The 17,745-nt window shown below is 24.6% G+C and carries 16 protein-coding genes and 1 tRNA gene; 10 read left to right on the forward strand and 7 right to left on the reverse strand.

The annotated features are described in order from the left end of the window. From speB to menD, 4 genes are read left to right on the forward strand one after another with little or no spacing between them, the layout of a single operon-like run. On the forward strand, window positions 1-858 hold the full coding sequence (gene speB, locus H0H74_RS02880; RefSeq protein WP_238784092.1) for an agmatinase: 858 nt from the start codon (window positions 1-3) through the stop codon (window positions 856-858). 20 nt (window positions 859-878) lie between these two features. After that, entirely contained in the window at window positions 879-1,571 is a 693-nt protein-coding gene (gene cmk / locus H0H74_RS02885; protein WP_185849190.1) for a (d)CMP kinase, read from the forward strand. 7 nt (window positions 1,572-1,578) lie between these two features. Then, window positions 1,579-2,313: a 3-oxoacyl-[acyl-carrier-protein] reductase gene (gene fabG, locus H0H74_RS02890; protein WP_185849191.1), complete on the forward strand. Its 735-nt coding sequence runs from the start codon at window positions 1,579-1,581 to the stop codon at window positions 2,311-2,313. 7 nt (window positions 2,314-2,320) lie between these two features. Further along, entirely contained in the window at window positions 2,321-4,018 is a 1,698-nt protein-coding gene (gene menD, locus H0H74_RS02895; protein WP_185849192.1) for a 2-succinyl-5-enolpyruvyl-6-hydroxy-3-cyclohexene-1-carboxylic-acid synthase, read from the forward strand. Here menD and H0H74_RS02900 read toward each other — a convergent pair. The 3 genes from H0H74_RS02900 to H0H74_RS02910 are packed head-to-tail and all read right to left on the reverse strand — an operon-like array spanning window position 4,010 to window position 8,186. Then, window positions 4,010-4,561 carry a SanA/YdcF family protein gene (locus H0H74_RS02900; RefSeq protein WP_185849193.1) on the reverse strand — a complete coding sequence of 184 codons (552 nt, stop codon included), beginning with the start codon at window positions 4,559-4,561 and terminating at the stop codon, window positions 4,010-4,012. The two genes, menD and H0H74_RS02900, sit on opposite strands and share 9 nt — an antisense overlap. Window positions 4,562-4,619: 58 nt before the next feature. Beyond that, window positions 4,620-7,910 (reverse strand): preprotein translocase subunit SecA, encoded by a 3,291-nt coding sequence (gene secA, locus H0H74_RS02905; protein WP_185849194.1) that lies wholly within the window; start codon window positions 7,908-7,910, stop codon window positions 4,620-4,622. A 42-nt stretch (window positions 7,911-7,952) separates the two neighbouring features. Beyond that, window positions 7,953-8,186, reverse strand: a complete 234-nt coding sequence (locus H0H74_RS02910; protein WP_185849195.1) for a DUF2795 domain-containing protein — start codon at window positions 8,184-8,186, stop codon at window positions 7,953-7,955. Window positions 8,187-8,312: 126 nt separating this feature from the next. Here H0H74_RS02910 and fmt point away from each other — a divergent pair, with 126 nt between their 5' ends. Continuing rightward, on the forward strand, window positions 8,313-9,281 hold the full coding sequence (fmt, locus tag H0H74_RS02915; RefSeq protein WP_185849196.1) for a methionyl-tRNA formyltransferase: 969 nt from the start codon (window positions 8,313-8,315) through the stop codon (window positions 9,279-9,281). Between the two features lie 100 nt (window positions 9,282-9,381). Beyond that, window positions 9,382-9,648, forward strand: coding sequence for an HU family DNA-binding protein (locus H0H74_RS02920; protein WP_185849197.1), 267 nt, complete (start codon window positions 9,382-9,384; stop codon window positions 9,646-9,648). 54 nt (window positions 9,649-9,702) lie between these two features. Here the strand turns inward: H0H74_RS02920 and pdxH are convergent, their stop codons facing one another. Beyond that, the gene (pdxH, locus tag H0H74_RS02925) at window positions 9,703-10,371 is read right to left on the reverse strand and encodes a pyridoxamine 5'-phosphate oxidase (RefSeq protein WP_238784117.1); all 669 of its coding nucleotides are present in this window, start codon (window positions 10,369-10,371) and stop codon (window positions 9,703-9,705) included. An 86-nt stretch (window positions 10,372-10,457) separates the two neighbouring features. Between pdxH and H0H74_RS02930 the strand changes: the two genes are divergently transcribed. The 3 genes from H0H74_RS02930 to pheT all read left to right on the forward strand — a co-directional run bounded on the left by H0H74_RS02930 (window position 10,458) and on the right by pheT (window position 13,787). Further along, window positions 10,458-10,531: transfer RNA gene (locus H0H74_RS02930), tRNA-Met, on the forward strand. Between the two features lie 53 nt (window positions 10,532-10,584). Further along, window positions 10,585-11,715 carry a DNA polymerase III subunit beta gene (locus tag H0H74_RS02935; protein WP_185849199.1) on the forward strand — a complete coding sequence of 377 codons (1,131 nt, stop codon included), beginning with the start codon at window positions 10,585-10,587 and terminating at the stop codon, window positions 11,713-11,715. After that, window positions 11,712-13,787: a phenylalanine--tRNA ligase subunit beta gene (pheT, locus tag H0H74_RS02940; protein ID WP_185849200.1), complete on the forward strand. Its 2,076-nt coding sequence runs from the start codon at window positions 11,712-11,714 to the stop codon at window positions 13,785-13,787. Before H0H74_RS02935 ends, pheT begins: the two co-directional genes overlap by 4 nt. A 2-nt stretch (window positions 13,788-13,789) precedes the next feature. On the opposite strand, the gene H0H74_RS02945 is transcribed toward pheT, so the two are convergent. Both H0H74_RS02945 and trxB read right to left on the reverse strand, forming a co-directional pair. Beyond that, a complete protein-coding gene (locus tag H0H74_RS02945; protein ID WP_185849201.1) occupies window positions 13,790-15,232 on the reverse strand; it encodes a glycine--tRNA ligase in 1,443 nt (480 codons plus the stop codon). Further along, entirely contained in the window at window positions 15,229-16,176 is a 948-nt protein-coding gene (trxB, locus tag H0H74_RS02950) for a thioredoxin-disulfide reductase (protein ID WP_185849202.1), read from the reverse strand. The genes H0H74_RS02945 and trxB overlap by 4 nt, the downstream gene beginning before the upstream one ends. Before the next feature lie 78 nt (window positions 16,177-16,254). On the opposite strand from trxB, the gene H0H74_RS02955 reads away from it, so the two are divergent. Continuing rightward, entirely contained in the window at window positions 16,255-16,689 is a 435-nt protein-coding gene (locus tag H0H74_RS02955) for a type I restriction enzyme HsdR N-terminal domain-containing protein (protein ID WP_185849203.1), read from the forward strand. Window positions 16,690-16,706: 17 nt separating this feature from the next. Here the strand turns inward: H0H74_RS02955 and gap are convergent, their stop codons facing one another. Beyond that, the gene (gap, locus tag H0H74_RS02960) at window positions 16,707-17,720 is read right to left on the reverse strand and encodes a type I glyceraldehyde-3-phosphate dehydrogenase (RefSeq protein ID WP_185849204.1); all 1,014 of its coding nucleotides are present in this window, start codon (window positions 17,718-17,720) and stop codon (window positions 16,707-16,709) included. Window positions 17,721-17,745 lie beyond the last annotated feature (25 nt).

Genomic DNA, 17,745 nt, shown 5'->3' on the forward strand with positions numbered 1-17,745 from the left:
TTGAATCATAAAAAAAAAACTTTTGCGGGAATCGCTAAAAAATATGCAACGTTTGATAAATCTCAAACAGTCCTTATCCCAGTTCCATATGATTATACTCAAACATGGAAAAAGGGTTCTAAAAAAGGTCCTAATGCTTTTTTAGCTGCAGCAGAACATATGGAATTATATGATATTGAAACCAATTCAGAAGTTTATAAAAAAGGAATTTTTCTTGTACCCTCTATTGTAGATTCTTCTATTTCTACAAAAAGAATGATTAAAAAAGTATATAATACTACAAAAAAGTTTCTTTATAAAGAAAAATTCTTAACATTTATAGGAGGTGATCATTCTATATCAATAGGGAGTATTAGAGCTTTAGGAGAAAAATATACAAATTTAAGCATACTTCATATGGACGCGCACACAGATTTACGTCCTGTGTATAAAGGAAGTCCCTATAATCATGCTTGTTCCATGTATGAAGCCTCCCAAAAATATCCTTTAATACAAATAGGAATTCGTAGTATGGATATAATAGAAAAAAAATATATTCAAAAAGGAAATATATTTTATATGCATGAAATTTATCATAATGATTTGTGGATGAAAAATGCCATTCATAAATTATCTGAAAATGTATTTATCAGTATAGATATAGATGTTTTTGATCCTAGTATAGCCCCTTCCACAGGGACTCCTGAACCAGGAGGATTATCCTGGTATACGGCTTTGAAATTTTTTAAAAAAGTTTTTAAGAAAAAAAATGTAATAGGATTTGATATTGTTGAACTTTTACCCAATAAAAACGAATATTCTACAGATTTTCTAGCTGTTAAGCTTTATTATAAATTACTATCATATAAACACATATAAATTAATTATAAATAATTAATATGAATCAAAAAATTATTATAGCTATAGATGGATATTCTTCATCAGGAAAAAGTACTTTAGCAAAAGCTATTTCCAAAAAATTTAAATATAAATATATAGACAGTGGTTCTCTGTATAGAACTATAGCTTTAATTGCTATTCGAAAAAAAATTTTTGATAGTGATTTGTGGAATATAAGAAATTTTATTCCTATTTTGAAAGAAATGAGTTTAAAATTTAAATGGAATCAAAAATCTAATCAAATAGATATTTTTTTAAATGGAGAAAATATTCAACAGAAAATTAGATCAGAACAAGTAGAAAATAAAGTAAGTTTAATAGCTCAAATACCAGAAATAAGAGAAAAACTAACTCTTATGCAAAGAAATATTGGAAAAAATAAAGGAATTGTTATAGATGGAAGAGATATTGGGAACTATGTATTTCCTAAATCAGAATTAAAAATATTTATGAAAGGATCTATAGAAATTCGTTCTTACAGAAGATATTTAGATCTGAAAAAAAGAGGAGAAGAAGTTTCTTATGAAGAAGTAAGAAAAAATCTAATTCATAGAGATATAATGGATATATCACGAAATATTTCTCCACTCAAAAAATCTGTAGATTCTATAGAAATAGATAACACATTTTTAAGTATAGAAGAACAATTAAATCTCATTTTTAAATTTATAAAAAATAAAAGGAAAAAATAATCATCATATGAAACTATTAAATGGAAAAATAGCTATAGTTACAGGAGGTTCAGGAGATATAGGTAGATCTATAGTAAAAATTTTTGTACAACATGGAGCTAATGTTATTTTTACATTTTTTTCCTCAAAAAAGGAAGCAGAAGAACTAGAATTTAAATTTAAAAATTTCGTAGAAGCATATAAAATAGATCTTTCGGATTTTAATTCATCAGAAAATTTAGTACAAGAAGTTATAAAGAAATATGGAAATATAGATATATTAGTAAATAATGCAGGTGTTATAAAAGATAATTTTTTGCTTAAAATATCGAAAAAGGATTGGGATTATGTTATTAAAACTAATTTATATTCTATGTTTAATTTAACTAAACATGCTATTCATCCTATGATGAAACAAAAAAGAGGAAGCATCATTAATATGAGTTCTGTTGTAGGATTAACGGGAAATATTGGACAATCTAATTATGCAGCATCTAAAGCAGGAATTATTGGATTCACAAAATCAATAGCCAGAGAATTAGGAAAAAAAAATATTCGTTGTAATGCTATAGCTCCTGGATATATCGTAACAAAAATGAATTCTCATTTTAAAACTAAAATCAAAGAAAGTTGGATAAAAAATATTCCATTAAAAAGAGCAGGAACTCCTAAAGATATAGCAAACTCTGCTTTATTTCTTGCTTCAGATTTATCAAACTATATCACTGGGACTGTGTTAAATGTAAATGGAGGATTAATTTAAATCATTAATGTATTCAAGTAAAAAAATTGTACAAAGTTTAGGTGAAATTTTAAAAGCAAAATCTATATTCAATATAATCATATCTCCAGGATCTAGAAATGCTCCAATCATTATACATTTTACTCTACACAAAGATTTTAGTACTTACAGTATCGTAGATGAACGATGTGCATCTTTTTTTGCTTTAGGAATGGCTCAACAAATAAGAAAACCTGTAGTTATTAGTTGCACTTCTGGATCTGCGGTCGTAAATTGTTATCCTGCAATTACAGAAGCTTTTTATCAAAGTATTCCCCTGATTTTAGTAACTGCAGATAGGCCAAAAAAAATTATAGATGTATTTGAAGGACAATCGATTCATCAAGAAAATATTTTTCAAAAACATGTAGAAACTTCTATTCAATTAACAGAAGATGAATCTGAATCAGGAATATGGTATAATGATAGATTAATAAATGAATCTATAAATAAGTGTATTTTTAAAAATAAACCTGTACATATTAATATTCCATTTTCAGAACCACTTTATGACACCACAAATCATTTACAAGTAAAACCTAAAATTATAAAAACCATACCTGTTAAAAATTATATCGAAACCTACAATTATAAAAAAGAACAGTATATATGGAAAAAATATAAAAAAAAAATGATTTTATTAGGATTATATTATCCAGAAAATAAAAAGAATATGGAGAAAGTTTTAAGAAACTTAAGCTTAGATCCTTCTATCATAATTCTCACAGAAACTACATCTCATGTATATGGAAAACTATTTTTTTCAAATATAGATCAACTTATTTTTAATATGAAACCCAAAAAATGGACAAAATTAAAACCTCATATTTTATTAACCGTTGGAGTCAATATTATATCCAAAAAAATTAAATTTCTTTTAAGAAAAGATCCTCCAATATATCATTGGCATATAGGTGAACATTATAAAAATTATCCAGATACTTATTATAAATTAACTACTTATTGGCCTATAAATCCAGAATTATTTTTTAAAATTTTGAATAATTATAATAATTTATTATCTATTTCTGTTTCGAATTACAGAAAAAAATGGGAAAAATTAAAAAAAGAAAAAATGAAAAAACATAAATTCTTTTTAAAAAAAGAAGAAAGTTTTTCAGATTTAAAAGTTCTATTTTTTGTATTTAAAGCTATACCTAATCATACTATTCTACAATTAGGAAATAGCATGATCATAAGATATTATCAACTTTTTTATGAAAAAAAATATTCTATTAAATCTTATTGCAATCGTGGAACTTCAGGAATAGAAGGATGTGTTTCAACTGCCGCAGGTTCTGCTACAATCATAAAAAAAACTGTGACATTGATTGTTGGAGACATTAGTTTTTTTTACGATAGTAATGCTTTATGGAATAAATATATTCCAAAAAACTTTCGTATTATACTTATTAATAATGGAGGAGGAAATATTTTTAGATTTATTTCAGAAAAAAAGCTTCCCAAAAAAATATTTAATTTTTTTGAAACGAAACATTTTTTTTCTGCTAAAAATATATGCAAAATGTATAATTGGAAATACGAAAAAGTATCCGATCAGGATGCTTTAAAAAATAGTTTATCTTTTTTTTGGAAAAAATCAAATCAGCCTTGTTTGTTGGAAATAAATACTCAAAGATCTAATAATGCTAGAATTTTGAGAAAATATTTATCTTATCTATCCTGATTTTAATACATAAAAAAATGAAACAACATTCCATAAAGCTTTAATTCTTGCAAAAACTTCTCTAAATTGTATCTTGCTATCAAAAAACAGGCTTTTAGCATTAAATCCAATTACATCTAACCCCAAACAATTTCCTATAAAAATAGCTCTTTCATTATGAAACTTTTGAGATATAATCGTAAATTTTTTCTGGTGAAAAATTTTATGAACTCGAATAATAGAATGTAAAGTGCTAATTCCATAAAAATCTTCATATATAAAATGAGAAGGAATGCCTTTTTTAATTAATTCTTTTTTCATCATTTTTGGTTCGTTATAATTTTTTTCTCTATTATCTCCACTTACAATGATATAACGTATTTTTTTATGATAAAAAAGAGAATAAGCTGCATTTATTCTATATTTAAAATAAGCGTTGATTCCCCCCCCATGTAAATATTTAGAAGTACCTAAAACTACACCAAATGTATTATATGGAATATAATTAATAGAATCGTAACTTTTATTTACGGACCAAAAACTTATTCCAATATAACAAAACATAATGAATAAAATGATAAGAGAAAATATACGTTTAATTTCTAATTAGTACATTCTAATTCTAAAAAGAATCATCTTCTATAACCCATTCTCCTTTTTCTAAAAAAAATTCAATTTGTTTAAATTTAATATTTTTAGTTTCTCCCGTAATTAAATGACGAATATTAATTCTATTGTTTCTTCCTAATTTTATTTTATCTTTTCCTTTCATTAAAAGATTTGTTTTAAAATTGTTTTTATTTTTTGTAAAACATAAAACGTCTCCTCTTATAATAGCGGATTTAAGTAAAAAAGAAACAATTCTTTTATTTATATCAAAAACTCTTTCTTGAAATAAATTAAAAGCGTTTTGTTTATAAACAATAAGAGGATCTTTTTGTTCGAAAACTGCATTTTGTACAGAATATCGTAAACTATCCATTTCACGTAAATGTTCTTTCCATTTTTCATCCATAAAACATAATATAGTCTTTCTTTCAAATATGGATAATAAAGATTTTCCTTTTGTATTATAAAATTCTTTCAAATCTGATACCGAAATTATATTTTGATATCCATCTGTTAAAACAATCCGTATTTGATAAAATTCATGATTTTTATCCACAATGTGAGATATAATAGATTTTATGTCATGATCAATCATTTTTATCTTCTTCTTTTCATAAGAACTAATAATCAAGTCATGAAGTTTATTGACACAATCTCGTTCTTTATAAGATAAAAATTCATTTTCTTGTATGGGGAATTCAATACCAAAAATATGAATAAATTCATACTCTAAATTTTTGAAATCATTTAGAGATTTATTTACAGTTATCATTACATCTAATAAAATATAGACCATATTAGAAATATCTAAACTTAATTCATTTCCACATAATGCATTTCTTCGTTTTTTGTAAATAAATTCTCTTTGTTTATTAATAACATCATCATAGTCTAATAAACGTTTTCGTATACTGAAATTGTTGTCCTCTATTTTCTTTTGCGCTTTTTCAATAGATTTAGTCAATAAAGGATGTTGTATTATATCTCCTTCTTTATGGCCAAATTTATCCATTAATTTGGAAAGTCTTTCTGAATTAAGAAATAAACGAATTAAATTATCTTCTAAAGAAACATAAAATTGAGAACTCCCTGGATCTCCTTGACGACCAGATCTTCCTCTTAATTGATTATCTACTCTTCTGGAATCATGTCTTTCGGTTCCTAAAACAGCTAATCCTCCATTTTTAATCACTTCTTTTGATAGTTTAATATCTGTACCACGACCTGCCATATTAGTTGCTATAGTAACAGATCCAGGATATCCTGCTTTTGCTATGATTTCCGCTTCCTTTTCATGTAACTTCGCATTTAAAACATTATGTGGAATTTTTCTAAATTTTAGAGTTCTACTTAGAAATTCTGAAACTTCAACAGAAGTTGTTCCAACAAGAACGGGCCGTTTTTCATTTTTAGATAAAAAAATAATTTTTTCTAAAATAGCATTGTACTTTTCTCGTTTTGTTTTAAAAACAAGATCTTGTAAATCTTTTCTTTGTATTTTTTTATGTGTAGGAATTACTACTACATCTAATTTATAGATGTGCCAAAATTCTCCAGATTCTGTTTCTGCTGTTCCTGTCATTCCAGATATTTTTTTATACATTCTAAAATAATTCTGTAAAGTGATTGTAGCAAAAGTCTGACTTGAAGATTCTATTTGAACATTTTCTTTCGCTTCTATAGCTTGATGTAACCCATCAGAATAACGTCTTCCTTCCATTATACGACCAGTTTGTTCATCTACTATTTTCACTTTTCCTCCCAAAACAACATAATCTACATCTCTTTCAAATAAAGTAAACGCTTTAAGTAATTGATTTATAGTATGAATTCTTTGTGATTTTATAGAAAAATTTTTTAAAAGAATTTCCTTTTCCTTTGTTTCTTTTTCTTTAGATAAATTTCTTTTCTCTACTTCAGTAAGTTCCACATTCACATCTGGTAAAACAAAAAAACCTATGTCTTCCACATTTTTTGATAAAAACTCAATTCCTTTATCTGTTAATTCTACAGTATTATTTTTCTCATCAATAACGAAATAAAGATCTTTATCTACTTTATACATCTCCCTTCCATAATCTTGTAAATATTGACTTTCAGTTTTTTGTAAAATTAAACGAACATTATCTTCACTCAAAAATTTGATTAAAGATTTTTTTTTAGGTAACCCACGATGCGCTTGAAATAATTTAAATCCACCTAATTTTTTTTCTCCATTTTTTATTAAATTCCTTGCTTCTTGCAAAAAATTATTAACTATTACATTTTGCTTATTAACTAAAGTTTTAACTTTTTCTTTAAATAACTCAAATTCTTCTTTATTATCTTTTTTAGGATCAACAGGCCCTGAGATAATTAAAGGAGTACGTGCTTCATCTATTAAGACTGAATCTATTTCATCTATAATAGCATAATTCAATTCTCTCTGAACTAACTCTTCTTTAGAAGAAACCATATTATCACGTAAATAATCAAAACCAAATTCATTGTTTGTTCCATAAGTAATATCTGCTTGATAAGCTTTTTTACGCATATATACATCAGATGATGAATAGTTGTCAATACAATCAACTTTTAATCCATGAAACTCCATTAAAGGGGCCATCCAACTTGTATCTCTTCTAGATAAATAATTGTTTACTGTAACAATATGCACTCCTCTTCCAGATAAAGCATTTAAATAAGCAGATAAAGTTGCTACAAAAGTTTTTCCTTCTCCTGTTGCCATTTCCGCTATTTTACCCTGATGTAATACTACTCCCCCCATGAGTTGAACATCATAATGAACCATATCCCAAATTATGCTTTTACCATATGCATCCCACTCATTTTTCCAAATAGCTTGATTCCCGTCTAAATGAACATAAGACTTTATTTTTGATAATTCTTTATCAAAAGAAGTAGATGTCACGATAAGTTCTTTCTTTTCTTTTAAACGTTTAGCCGTTTCTTTAATTATAGAAAAAGCTTGAGGTAAAATATCTATTAATATTTTTTGTTCTATTTTGTAACATTCTTCTTGAATATTTTCTATACTTGAGTATATTTTTTCTAAAACGCTAATAGAACAAAATTTTTCTTGTATTTTATTTAATAATTTTTTTTCTTTTTCATGAAATTCTTCAGTAGATTTTTGTATAATATTTTTAAAATATTGAGTTTTATTTCTCAATCCTTCATCAGATAACAAGAATATTTCTTTCTCTTCTTTTTTGATTTGAACCAAAAATTTACTAACCTCTTTAAGGTCTCTATCATTTTTATTTACTAATAATTTAGTTAAAACTTTTTTTATAAAACTCATTAAACTAAAAAATATAATCGGTCATATAATATAAAACAAAAATTAAAGTTCATATTCATCTCTATTCCAATAAAAATCTTCGTCATCACGTGGATAATCTGCCCATATATCTTCTATAGTTTCAAAAACTTCTCCTTCTCCATTTTCTAATTGTTGAAGATTTTCAACTACCTCTAAAGGAGCTCCAGTACGAATAGCAAAATCAATCAATTCTTCCTTTGTTGCAGGCCAAGGCGCATCTTCTAAATGAGAAGCTAATTCTAAAGTCCAATACATATATATATAGATATTTTAAATTATTAAAAAAATTTTATTTTTATATATTTGATTTTCAAAAATCAATGAACTTTTTCACAAAAATTACAAGATAAAATTAGTGAATTTAAATTACAAATAAATTACATGAAAAAGTTTCCAAAAATTGTATTTATAGGTTCAAATCATTTTTCTCTTTATACTTTAAAAAAATTATGTATCAAACAATACAACATTGTAGGAATCATAACAAGTCCTGATAATTTTTTTTTTAAGAATCAAGGAAAAAAAGCATTTACTCCTGTAAAAATATACGCATTAGAAAATAATATTCCCTTTTTACAACCTAAAAATCTTTTAAATTATACTTTTTTAGAAAATCTAAAAATATGGAATGCAGACATACAAATTGTTGTTTCTTTTAGAATTTTACCTAAAAAAGTATGGAATTTACCTAAAATGGGTTCTTTTAATTTACATGCATCTCTTCTCCCACAATATAGAGGAGCTGCTCCTATTAATTGGGTAATTATTAATGGAGAAAATAAAACTGGATTAACTACTTTTTTTATAGAAGAAAAAATAGATTCTGGAAAAATTCTTTTACAAAAAGAAATTAAAATAGGAAAAGAAGAAACTGCAGGAGAATTGGAAAAAAAATTAAAAATAATGGGTAGTTCTATGGTTATTCAAACTTTAGAAAAAATCGTGAAAAATAAAATAAAACCTATTTCTCAAAAAAATGTTAATTCTTTTTTATTAAAAGATGCTCCAAAAATATCTACTAATGATTGCAGAATACAATGGGAAAATCCTTCTATAGAATCTATTTACAACAAAATAAGAGGATTAAGTCCTCATCCTACTGCATGGACGTTATTATTTTTTAATAAAAATAAATTTGTCAGATTTAAAATATTCCTTGTTAAAAAAATACGAGAAATACATATCTTTCCAATTGGTTCGATATTCATTTTATCATCTTGTGAAATGAAAATTTCCGTAAAAGAAGGTTTTATATCTATTATTGAAGGACAAATAGAGGGAAAAAAAAGAATGCATATTCAAAATTTAATTAATGGATTGAAAATAAGAGAAAATCTTTTTGTTCTATAAAAAATTTTCCTTATTTATCCTTTATATATATATATATTTGTTATTGCTGTTGTTAATTATAAGGTTATTTTATAGTTAACTAAAATTAAATTAATTATTCATGAACAAAACAGAATTGGTTAATTCAATAGCTGAAAAAACTGGAATAACAAAAATAAAAGCTAAAAACGTTACAGATGCATTTATTGAAACAGTGGTTGAATCTTTAAGAAAAGGAGATAAGGTAACTTTGGTCGGATTTGGAACTTTTTCTGTGGTAGAAAGACATCCTAGAAATGGGGTCAACCCTAGGACAGGAAAAAAAATACATATTCCAGGAAAAAAAGTAGCTAAATTTAAAATAGGTGCAGAACTAACAAAGTTGTGATTTTAAATTTTTGAATAAAAGATAAAGTGTTGTAAACAACACTTTATCTTTTATTTATGGATATAATCTATATAAAATCCATTTTTTTTCTTTTTCTAAAATATAAACAAGTCTATCATGAAGTCTGTTAGGCTGTCCCTGCCAAAATTCCATTTTATATGGTTTTACAATATATCCTCCCCAATAAAAAGGACGTTTTATAGTTTTTTGATTAAAAAAATTATTCCACTTATTATATTCTTTTAGCAAAGATTCTTTAGATGAAAGAATCATACTTTGTCTGGATACCCAACTTCCAATTTGATTTCCTATAGGTCTTTTATGAAAATATTCATCTGATTTTTTTCTTTTAATTTTTGATGTTATTCCTTTAATGATAATTTGTCTTTCCATATTTTTCCAATAAAAAGAAATACATACTTTTGGTATATTTTGAATTGATCTTCCTTTCAAACTATAATAATTTGTATAAAAAATAAATCCATCTTCTGAATATTCTTTTAATAAAACAACTCTAGTTTCTGGTCCTCCATCCTCTCCTATGGTAGAAATAGACATAGCGTTAATTTCTTCTTTATTATCTTTCTTTTTATTATCATTATAAAAAGATTTTTCTTGTTCAAACCAATTATTAAATAAAAGAAAAGGTTCTTTTGGTACTTCAGATTCCAATAAGGAATTTTTTTCATAATTTTTTCTAAAATCACTCAAATCGATCATAATATTACAATATTGATATAAAACAAAAATATACTAACTTTATCGATTGTGATCGATAATAAAACCTAATGATAATAAAATACAACATTGGCGTGATAGCTCAGTTGGTTAGAGCATTGGATTCATAACCCAAAGGTCGGGGGTTCAAATCCCCCTCACGCTACAAAAATGAATTATCGTTATTTTTTTTATAAAAACGAAACAATACTACAGAATATGTATTTTTCTGTTTATAGTCACTTCTTATTAAGAGAATTACATACTTTATACAAAATTATAAATATTAATAGTTTATCAAATTCAATTACTTTTGAAATTTCAAAAAAAAATCAATTAAAAATTACATGGGGATTGGATTCGAAAAATTTAATTTTTACATATGTTCAAATATATATCAAGAAATATACCAAAGAAAAAATAATTGTATCTATTAAATTTATGATAGATGTTTTAACTACGTTTTCAAACGAAAAACTTTTTTTAAAAAAGAAAAAAAATACACTTAATATTTACTCTAAATATGGGACTTATGAAGTTCCTATTGATTTTGATTTGAATCATAAAAATATCATTACAACTTGTGATAAGTCTTCTTTTATAAGAATTTATTTATTTTCAAATATTCTTTTAAAAATACTGAACAAAACTTTATTTCTTACTAAAGGAGAAGAATTGAATTCCATATTCAATGGAGTATTTTTTCAATTTCTTTCTAATGAGGCAAATTTTATAGCAACAGATACCTATAGATTAGTAAAATATACTATAAAAAATTTTAAAACAGATCAACGTGTACAATTTACTATATCTAGAAAACATCTTAATATAATTAGGGAAATTATTAAAAAGAAAAAAAAAAGTAACATTATTATTGAATATTATGATAGAAATCATATAATTTTTCGTTTTAAGAATTATATTTTTTCATGTCAACTCATAAATAAAAAATATCCAGATTATCATTTTATGATTCCTCATAATAATAAACGTAATATATCACTCATTGTTAATAAATTTTTATTGCTAAATACTATTAAAAGAGCTTTTATTTTTCGAAAAAATTTTATTGATTTTCATTTCAGTAACAATAAATTAAAAATTTTTGATCAAAATATGGTTGATACTAATCCTCCTATTTCAGAAATTCAGTGTCAAATTGTTTTTAACAATCTAAAAAATATGAAAATAGGTTTTAACTCCCAATTTTTAATTGAAATTTTATCTTCCTTAAATGAAGATTTTGTTTATTTTGAATTTTATGATAAAATGGGTGTTATAAGGCCCTTGTATAATAAAAAAAAAGAAGAATCTATTTTTATATTGATTATGTCTACAATAAAAATATGAAAATATCATTGAATTGGATTAAAGAATATGTATTTCCTCTAAATATGGATGAAAATAAAATATCAAATCTATTAACTGAGATTGGGTTAACAGTAAAAGGAATTAATAACGTGAATAAGGATTTTATTTTAGATGTAGAAGTTACACCTAATCGTACAGATGCTATGAGTCATTATGGAATAGCACGTGATTTATACGCTGTTTTAAAATTTCGTGGATATAAAGTTCATTTGTTAAAACCAGTAATAAATGAAGAAACTAATACTAATAGTAGTAGTGATATAAATAATAAATCCCATATTCAAATTTTCGTGAAAACATATGAAAAATGTATAAGATATTCTGGAATTTTGATTCATAAAATCAAAATAGAACCATCTCCATATTGGTTAATTTCTAGATTAGAATCTATAGGGATAAAATCTACAAATAATATAATAGATATTATACATTTTGTCATGCATGAATTGGGGCAACCTATACATATTTTTGATATGGATCAAATAGAGGATGGAAAAATTATAATAAAAAATGCGGAAAAAAATACAGATTTTCAATCTTCAGATAGTATTATGAGAAAACTTGATGAAGAAGATTTGGTCATTTATGATGCGAAAAAACCATTATCTATAGCTGGAATGATCAATCATATGAAATCTAACATACAGATTACAACTAAAAATATTTTTATTGGAACTGCTTGTTTTAATCCCACTATTATACGAAATATTAGAAAAAAACATTTAATTAAAACAGAAACACAATATCTTTTTGAAAAAGATATAGATCCTAATCAAACTGTCTTTGCTTTACAAAGAGTAGCTTTTCTCGTGAAAAAGAGAATAAAAAACAACATAATATGTTCCAACGTAATTGATTTTTATCCTAATCCTATATTATTATCAAAAATAAAGCTTCGTTATAATAAAATTATAAACATTATAGGAAAAAAAATATCAAGAAAAAAAATTAAAAAAATCTTATCATTATTAGAAATAATAATTGATTATGAAAATAAGAAATATTTGTTCCTTTGTGTTCCTTCCTATAGAACAGATGTTCGAAGAGAAATAGATGTAATTGAAGAAATATTACGAATTTATGGAATTCATAATATTTCAGTACATAATCAAATAAAAATTGATACTTATCCTAAAATTTATTGTAAAACAGAATATGAAATACAAAAAATACTCTTTGAACAATTAATTTCTCATGGGTTTCAAGAAATTATTTCTTCTACTATGATAAATGAAAAAAAATATTCTTTTTTACTTAATTCTTTTTTTAAAAAGAAAGAAATCAAGATTATTAATCCAGTAAATCAAAGTTATAAACTTATGCGTTCTAGCCTATTGTTTAGTATGATGGATTGCATAGAACATAATTATAACAATAACCGAATCGAATATAATATAAAATTTTTTGAATTGGGAAAAATATATTATAAGAAAAATAATCAATTTTTAGAAAAAACCTACCTTGGAATAGCTCTTTTGCAAAAAGAAAAAATGGAACATAAAAATTATTCTTTTTTTTATTTGAAAGGAATTATTGAACAAATTTTTCAAAAAAGTGGAATATCTAATTATACTCAAGTACTATCCAAACATCCATTGTTGGAAAATGGTATATCTATATTATACAATCATAAAAACTTAGTTGAAATAGGAAAATTTAAAAATAATATTTTAAAAAAAAATGAAATATTTTATGCAGAAATTGATTGGAAATACTTAGTATCTGTTATTCAAGAAAAAAAAATAATTTATGTTCCATTTTCCAAATATCCTACTTCAAGGAGAGATTTATCTTTATTAGTAGATAAAGCTATTTCATTCGAGAAAATAAATCAACTAATCAAAAAAAAAGAAAATCATGTGATTAAAAGAATTAAAGTATATGATTTATATGAAGGCATGAATTTACCTACATCAAAAAAATCTTATACTATTAGTTTCTTTTTTGAAAGTGAAAAAGAAACATTAACTGATAAAATTATTAATAATTCAATGAAAGAAATTGAATTTTTTTTGAAGAAAGAATTAAAAGCTGAAATAAGAAAAAAATAAAATTATATTATTTTAGATAATTTTTCTAAAACTTTTTTTAATCCAGTTTCTTGTTCTATAATTTTCGATATTTCTTTTATATGAATTCTTTTTTGTTTCATGTCATCTCTATTTCTCATGGTTACTGTATTTGTTTTTATAGTATCATAGTCTACAGTAAAACAAAATGGAGTTCCTATTGCGTCCTGTCTTCTATATAATTTTCCAATGGATTCTTTTTGATCGTAAACTAATCGATTATGAATTCTGATGTCATTAAATATTCTTTTTGCGATTTCTGGCAATCCATCTTTTTTAACTAACGGGAATATGGCAGCTTTAATCGGAGATAAATAATAGGGTAGTTTTAATACTATACGGCTTTTTCCATTTTTTAATTCTTCCTTTTTTAAAGAAGAAGAAAATATAGCTAAAAAAAGACGATCTAATCCCAAAGATGTTTCTATAACATAGGGTAAATAATTTTTTTTCGATTCAAAAATTCTTAATTTTTTTTTCGAAAAAAACTCATGATTCTTTAAATCAAAATCTCTACGAGAATGAATCCCTTCTATTTCTTGAAATCCAAAAGGAAAATGAAATTGAATATCTGATCCTGCACTTGCATAATGAGCTAAATGATTATGATCACATAATTTATAATATTTTTTATTTCCTAAGTTTAATTCTAAATGCCATTTTAATCGTATATTTTTCCAATACTCATACCACTTGATTTCTTCTTCAGGAAAAAGAAAAAATTGCATCTCCATTTGTTCAAATTCACGCATTCTAAATATAAATTTTCTTGCAAAAATTTCGTTTCTAAACGATTTTCCTATTTGTGCGATTCCAAATGGAATTTTCATTCTATTAGATTTTATAATATTATGAAAATTGGAAAATATTCCTTGAGCTGTTTCAGGACGAAGATATAAATTTTTTTCATTTTTAATCTTGAACATCATATTGAAACGACGAATTTTTGTCCAATTTTTTGTTTTATAAACGGGATCACAAATATCCAATTCATCAATTAAAATTTTTATATCTACTAAATCCTTTTTTTTCAAAGATTTAGATAAACGAGATAATATTTTTTCTTTTTTTTTAGGATCATTGAAAAATTTTTTTTCTACATATTCTTGAATCAAAATTTCAGGACGATATCTTTTTTTGGAATCTTTATTATCAATTAGTAATTCGTTAAATTGATCAATATGACCTGATGCATTCCAAATATCAGGATGCATCAGGATAGAAGAATCTATTCCTACTATATTTTCATGAAGTAGAGTCATTGACTTCCACCAAAATTCTTTTATATTATTTTTTAGCTCCACTCCATGTGGTCCATAATCATAAATAGCATTTAATCCTCCATAAATTTCGCTAGAAGGAAAAATAAAACCATAAACCTTTGCATGAGAAATTAAAAAATCAAAAAAATAACTACACTTTTTCATATTGATAAATAATACTTTTCCAAATCTAATGCAGCCATACATCCAGTTCCAGCAGAAGTAATAGCCTGTTGATAATCAGGATCTTGTACATCTCCTGCAGCAAACACTCCAGGTTTACTAGTTATAGTTTTTCCTTTTTGAACAATAATATATCCTTTTTCATTTAAATCTAATTCATTTTTAAAAATATCTGTATTAGGAATATGACCAATTGCGATAAATAAACCACTAACTAAAATAGTTCTGTTAGTTTCGTTTTTTTGGTTAAAAATTTTAATACCTTCCAAAAAATCATTTCCAATAATTTCTGTAACATTAGAATAAAATAAAATATTGATATTTTTTTTTTTTGAAATACGATTTTGCAAAATTTTAGATGCTTTAAAATAATTTTTTCTAACTATTAAATATACTTTTCTGCAAATTTTTGCTAAAAAATTTACTTCTTCTAAAGCCGAATCTCCGCCTCCTATCACTGCTACATCTTTTTCTTTATGAAAAAAACCATCACAAGTAGCACAAAAAGAAACTCCTAATCCCATGAATTTTTTTTCCTTATTAATTCCTAGAAATTTAGGATGAGAACCTGTAGCTATAATCAGTCCTCTACTTTCTATACATTCTTTATTCTCAAAAAAAATTTTATGAATTCCTCCTTTTTTATTGGACAGAATAACACGATTTACTGATTGATTAATAATTTTAGTATTAAAACGTTCTGCTTGCTTTCTACAATTATTCATTAAATCATTTCCATTCACCCCTTCAGGAAATCCAAGATAATTATCCACATCAGTAGTAGTGGTTAATTGTCCTCCTGGTTGAAATCCAGTGAAAAGAATCGGACTCATATTAGCTCTTGCTGCGTATATAGCAGCAGAATAACCAGCAGGTCCAGATCCAATAATTACACAATCTTGTATTTGTTTTTTTTTGAATAACATAAAAAAAAATATTTTTTATTAAAAAATTCTATACTAATATTTTTCAAAATATTTTTAATTTTTATTATTTTATAAATAATGCATTATTTAAATTTTTTTATAAAAAGACATTTACATTTAAAAAAAATAAAAAACAGAATTTATATATTTTGCGTAATCAGAAAAAAATTTTATCTATTTTCTCAAGAAGAAGTGATACGTCAATATATAATTTTTTTATTAAAAAAAGTAAAAAATTACAAAAATTCTAACATATGGGTGGAATATCCTTTTAAAATAAATAAATTAAACAAACGACTAGATATTTTAGTTCAATTCAATCAAAAACCCCACATACTTATCGAATGTAAAACTCCAAAAATTCCTATCACACAAAAAACTTTTGATCAAATTTCTATATATAATAAAATTATCAAAGCTCCATTTTTAATGGTAAGCAACGGAATAAAAAATTTCATTTTTCAAGTCGATAAATACAAAAAAAAATTTTCATTTTTAAAACATATTCCATAATCAATTAACAATTAAAATTATGACAAATAATGATGCATATAATCAATAATATCTAATAATTTTGTAGAATAACCAACTTCATTATCATACCAAGAAACAATTTTTAAAAAATTGGAATTTAACATAATACTCGAATTCGCATCAAAAATAGAGATTCTTTTATCTCCTATAAAATCCGTTGAAACAACAGCATCTTCTGTATATCCTAATATTCCTTTTAATGAAGTTTTAGAAGCTTGTTTCATGCAGAATTTAATTTTATCAAAATTGGTCCTGGTTTTTAGACTAACTGTAAAATCCAAAACAGATACATCTGCAACAGGAACTCTAAAAGCCATTCCTGTTAATTTTCCATTTAAACTGGGAATAATTTTTCCGACTGCATTAGCAGCACCTGTTGATGCTGGAATTATATTAACTAATGAAGATCTTCCTCCTCTCCAATCTCTAGAAGAAACAGAATCAACTACTTTTTGAGTAGTAGTAGAGGCATGTATAGTTGTCATCAACCCCTTAGATATTCCAAAATTATCATTTAAAACTTTAACAATTGGAGAAAGACAATTTGTCGTACAAGAAGCATTAGATACAATATTTTGATCCTGTCTCATATTTTTATGATTAACTCCCATGACAAACATAGGGATATCATCTTTAGGAGGAGCCGATAAAATCACTTTTCTAGCTCCTGATTTTAAATGAATATTAGCTAAATCTTTTGTTAAAAAAAGTCCAGTAGATTCAACAACATATTCTACATTCAAATCTCCCCAATTTAGTTTATCAGGGTTTTTTTCATTAGTAACCCTTATCCGTTTTTCATTTAATATTAGATAATTATTATCTTCAATACAAACATTTCCTTTAAAATTTCCATGAATGGAATCATATTTTAACATATAAGCTAAATATTCTATAGAGACTAAATCATTAATAGACACTACTTGAATATTTTTTCTACTTAAAGCAGTTAATAAAACTAATTTCCCTATTCTTCCAATTCCATTAATTCCTATTTTTATTATAGACATATTCAAAAATTTTGATTTGTTGTAA

Source organism: Blattabacterium cuenoti (assembly GCF_014251315.1).
In the GTDB taxonomy this organism is placed as follows: Bacteria; Bacteroidota; Bacteroidia; order Flavobacteriales; family Blattabacteriaceae; genus Blattabacterium; species Blattabacterium cuenoti_AJ.

Coding starts and splice junctions, on each gene's coding strand:
- secA (WP_185849194.1), bottom strand. CDS start 7,910: ATGAGTTTTATAAAAAAAGTTTTAACTAAATTATTAGTAAATAAAAAT.
- H0H74_RS02935 (WP_185849199.1), top strand. CDS start 10,585: ATGTATTTTTCTGTTTATAGTCACTTCTTATTAAGAGAATTACATACT.
- H0H74_RS02900 (WP_185849193.1), bottom strand. CDS start 4,561: ATGTTTTGTTATATTGGAATAAGTTTTTGGTCCGTAAATAAAAGTTAC.
- cmk (WP_185849190.1), top strand. CDS start 879: ATGAATCAAAAAATTATTATAGCTATAGATGGATATTCTTCATCAGGA.
- gap (WP_185849204.1), bottom strand. CDS start 17,720: ATGTCTATAATAAAAATAGGAATTAATGGAATTGGAAGAATAGGGAAA.
- H0H74_RS02955 (WP_185849203.1), top strand. CDS start 16,255: ATGCATTATTTAAATTTTTTTATAAAAAGACATTTACATTTAAAAAAA.
- pheT (WP_185849200.1), top strand. CDS start 11,712: ATGAAAATATCATTGAATTGGATTAAAGAATATGTATTTCCTCTAAAT.
- H0H74_RS02945 (WP_185849201.1), bottom strand. CDS start 15,232: ATGAAAAAGTGTAGTTATTTTTTTGATTTTTTAATTTCTCATGCAAAG.
- menD (WP_185849192.1), top strand. CDS start 2,321: ATGTATTCAAGTAAAAAAATTGTACAAAGTTTAGGTGAAATTTTAAAA.
- trxB (WP_185849202.1), bottom strand. CDS start 16,176: ATGTTATTCAAAAAAAAACAAATACAAGATTGTGTAATTATTGGATCT.
- fmt (WP_185849196.1), top strand. CDS start 8,313: ATGAAAAAGTTTCCAAAAATTGTATTTATAGGTTCAAATCATTTTTCT.
- fabG (WP_185849191.1), top strand. CDS start 1,579: ATGAAACTATTAAATGGAAAAATAGCTATAGTTACAGGAGGTTCAGGA.
- H0H74_RS02910 (WP_185849195.1), bottom strand. CDS start 8,186: ATGTATTGGACTTTAGAATTAGCTTCTCATTTAGAAGATGCGCCTTGG.
- H0H74_RS02920 (WP_185849197.1), top strand. CDS start 9,382: ATGAACAAAACAGAATTGGTTAATTCAATAGCTGAAAAAACTGGAATA.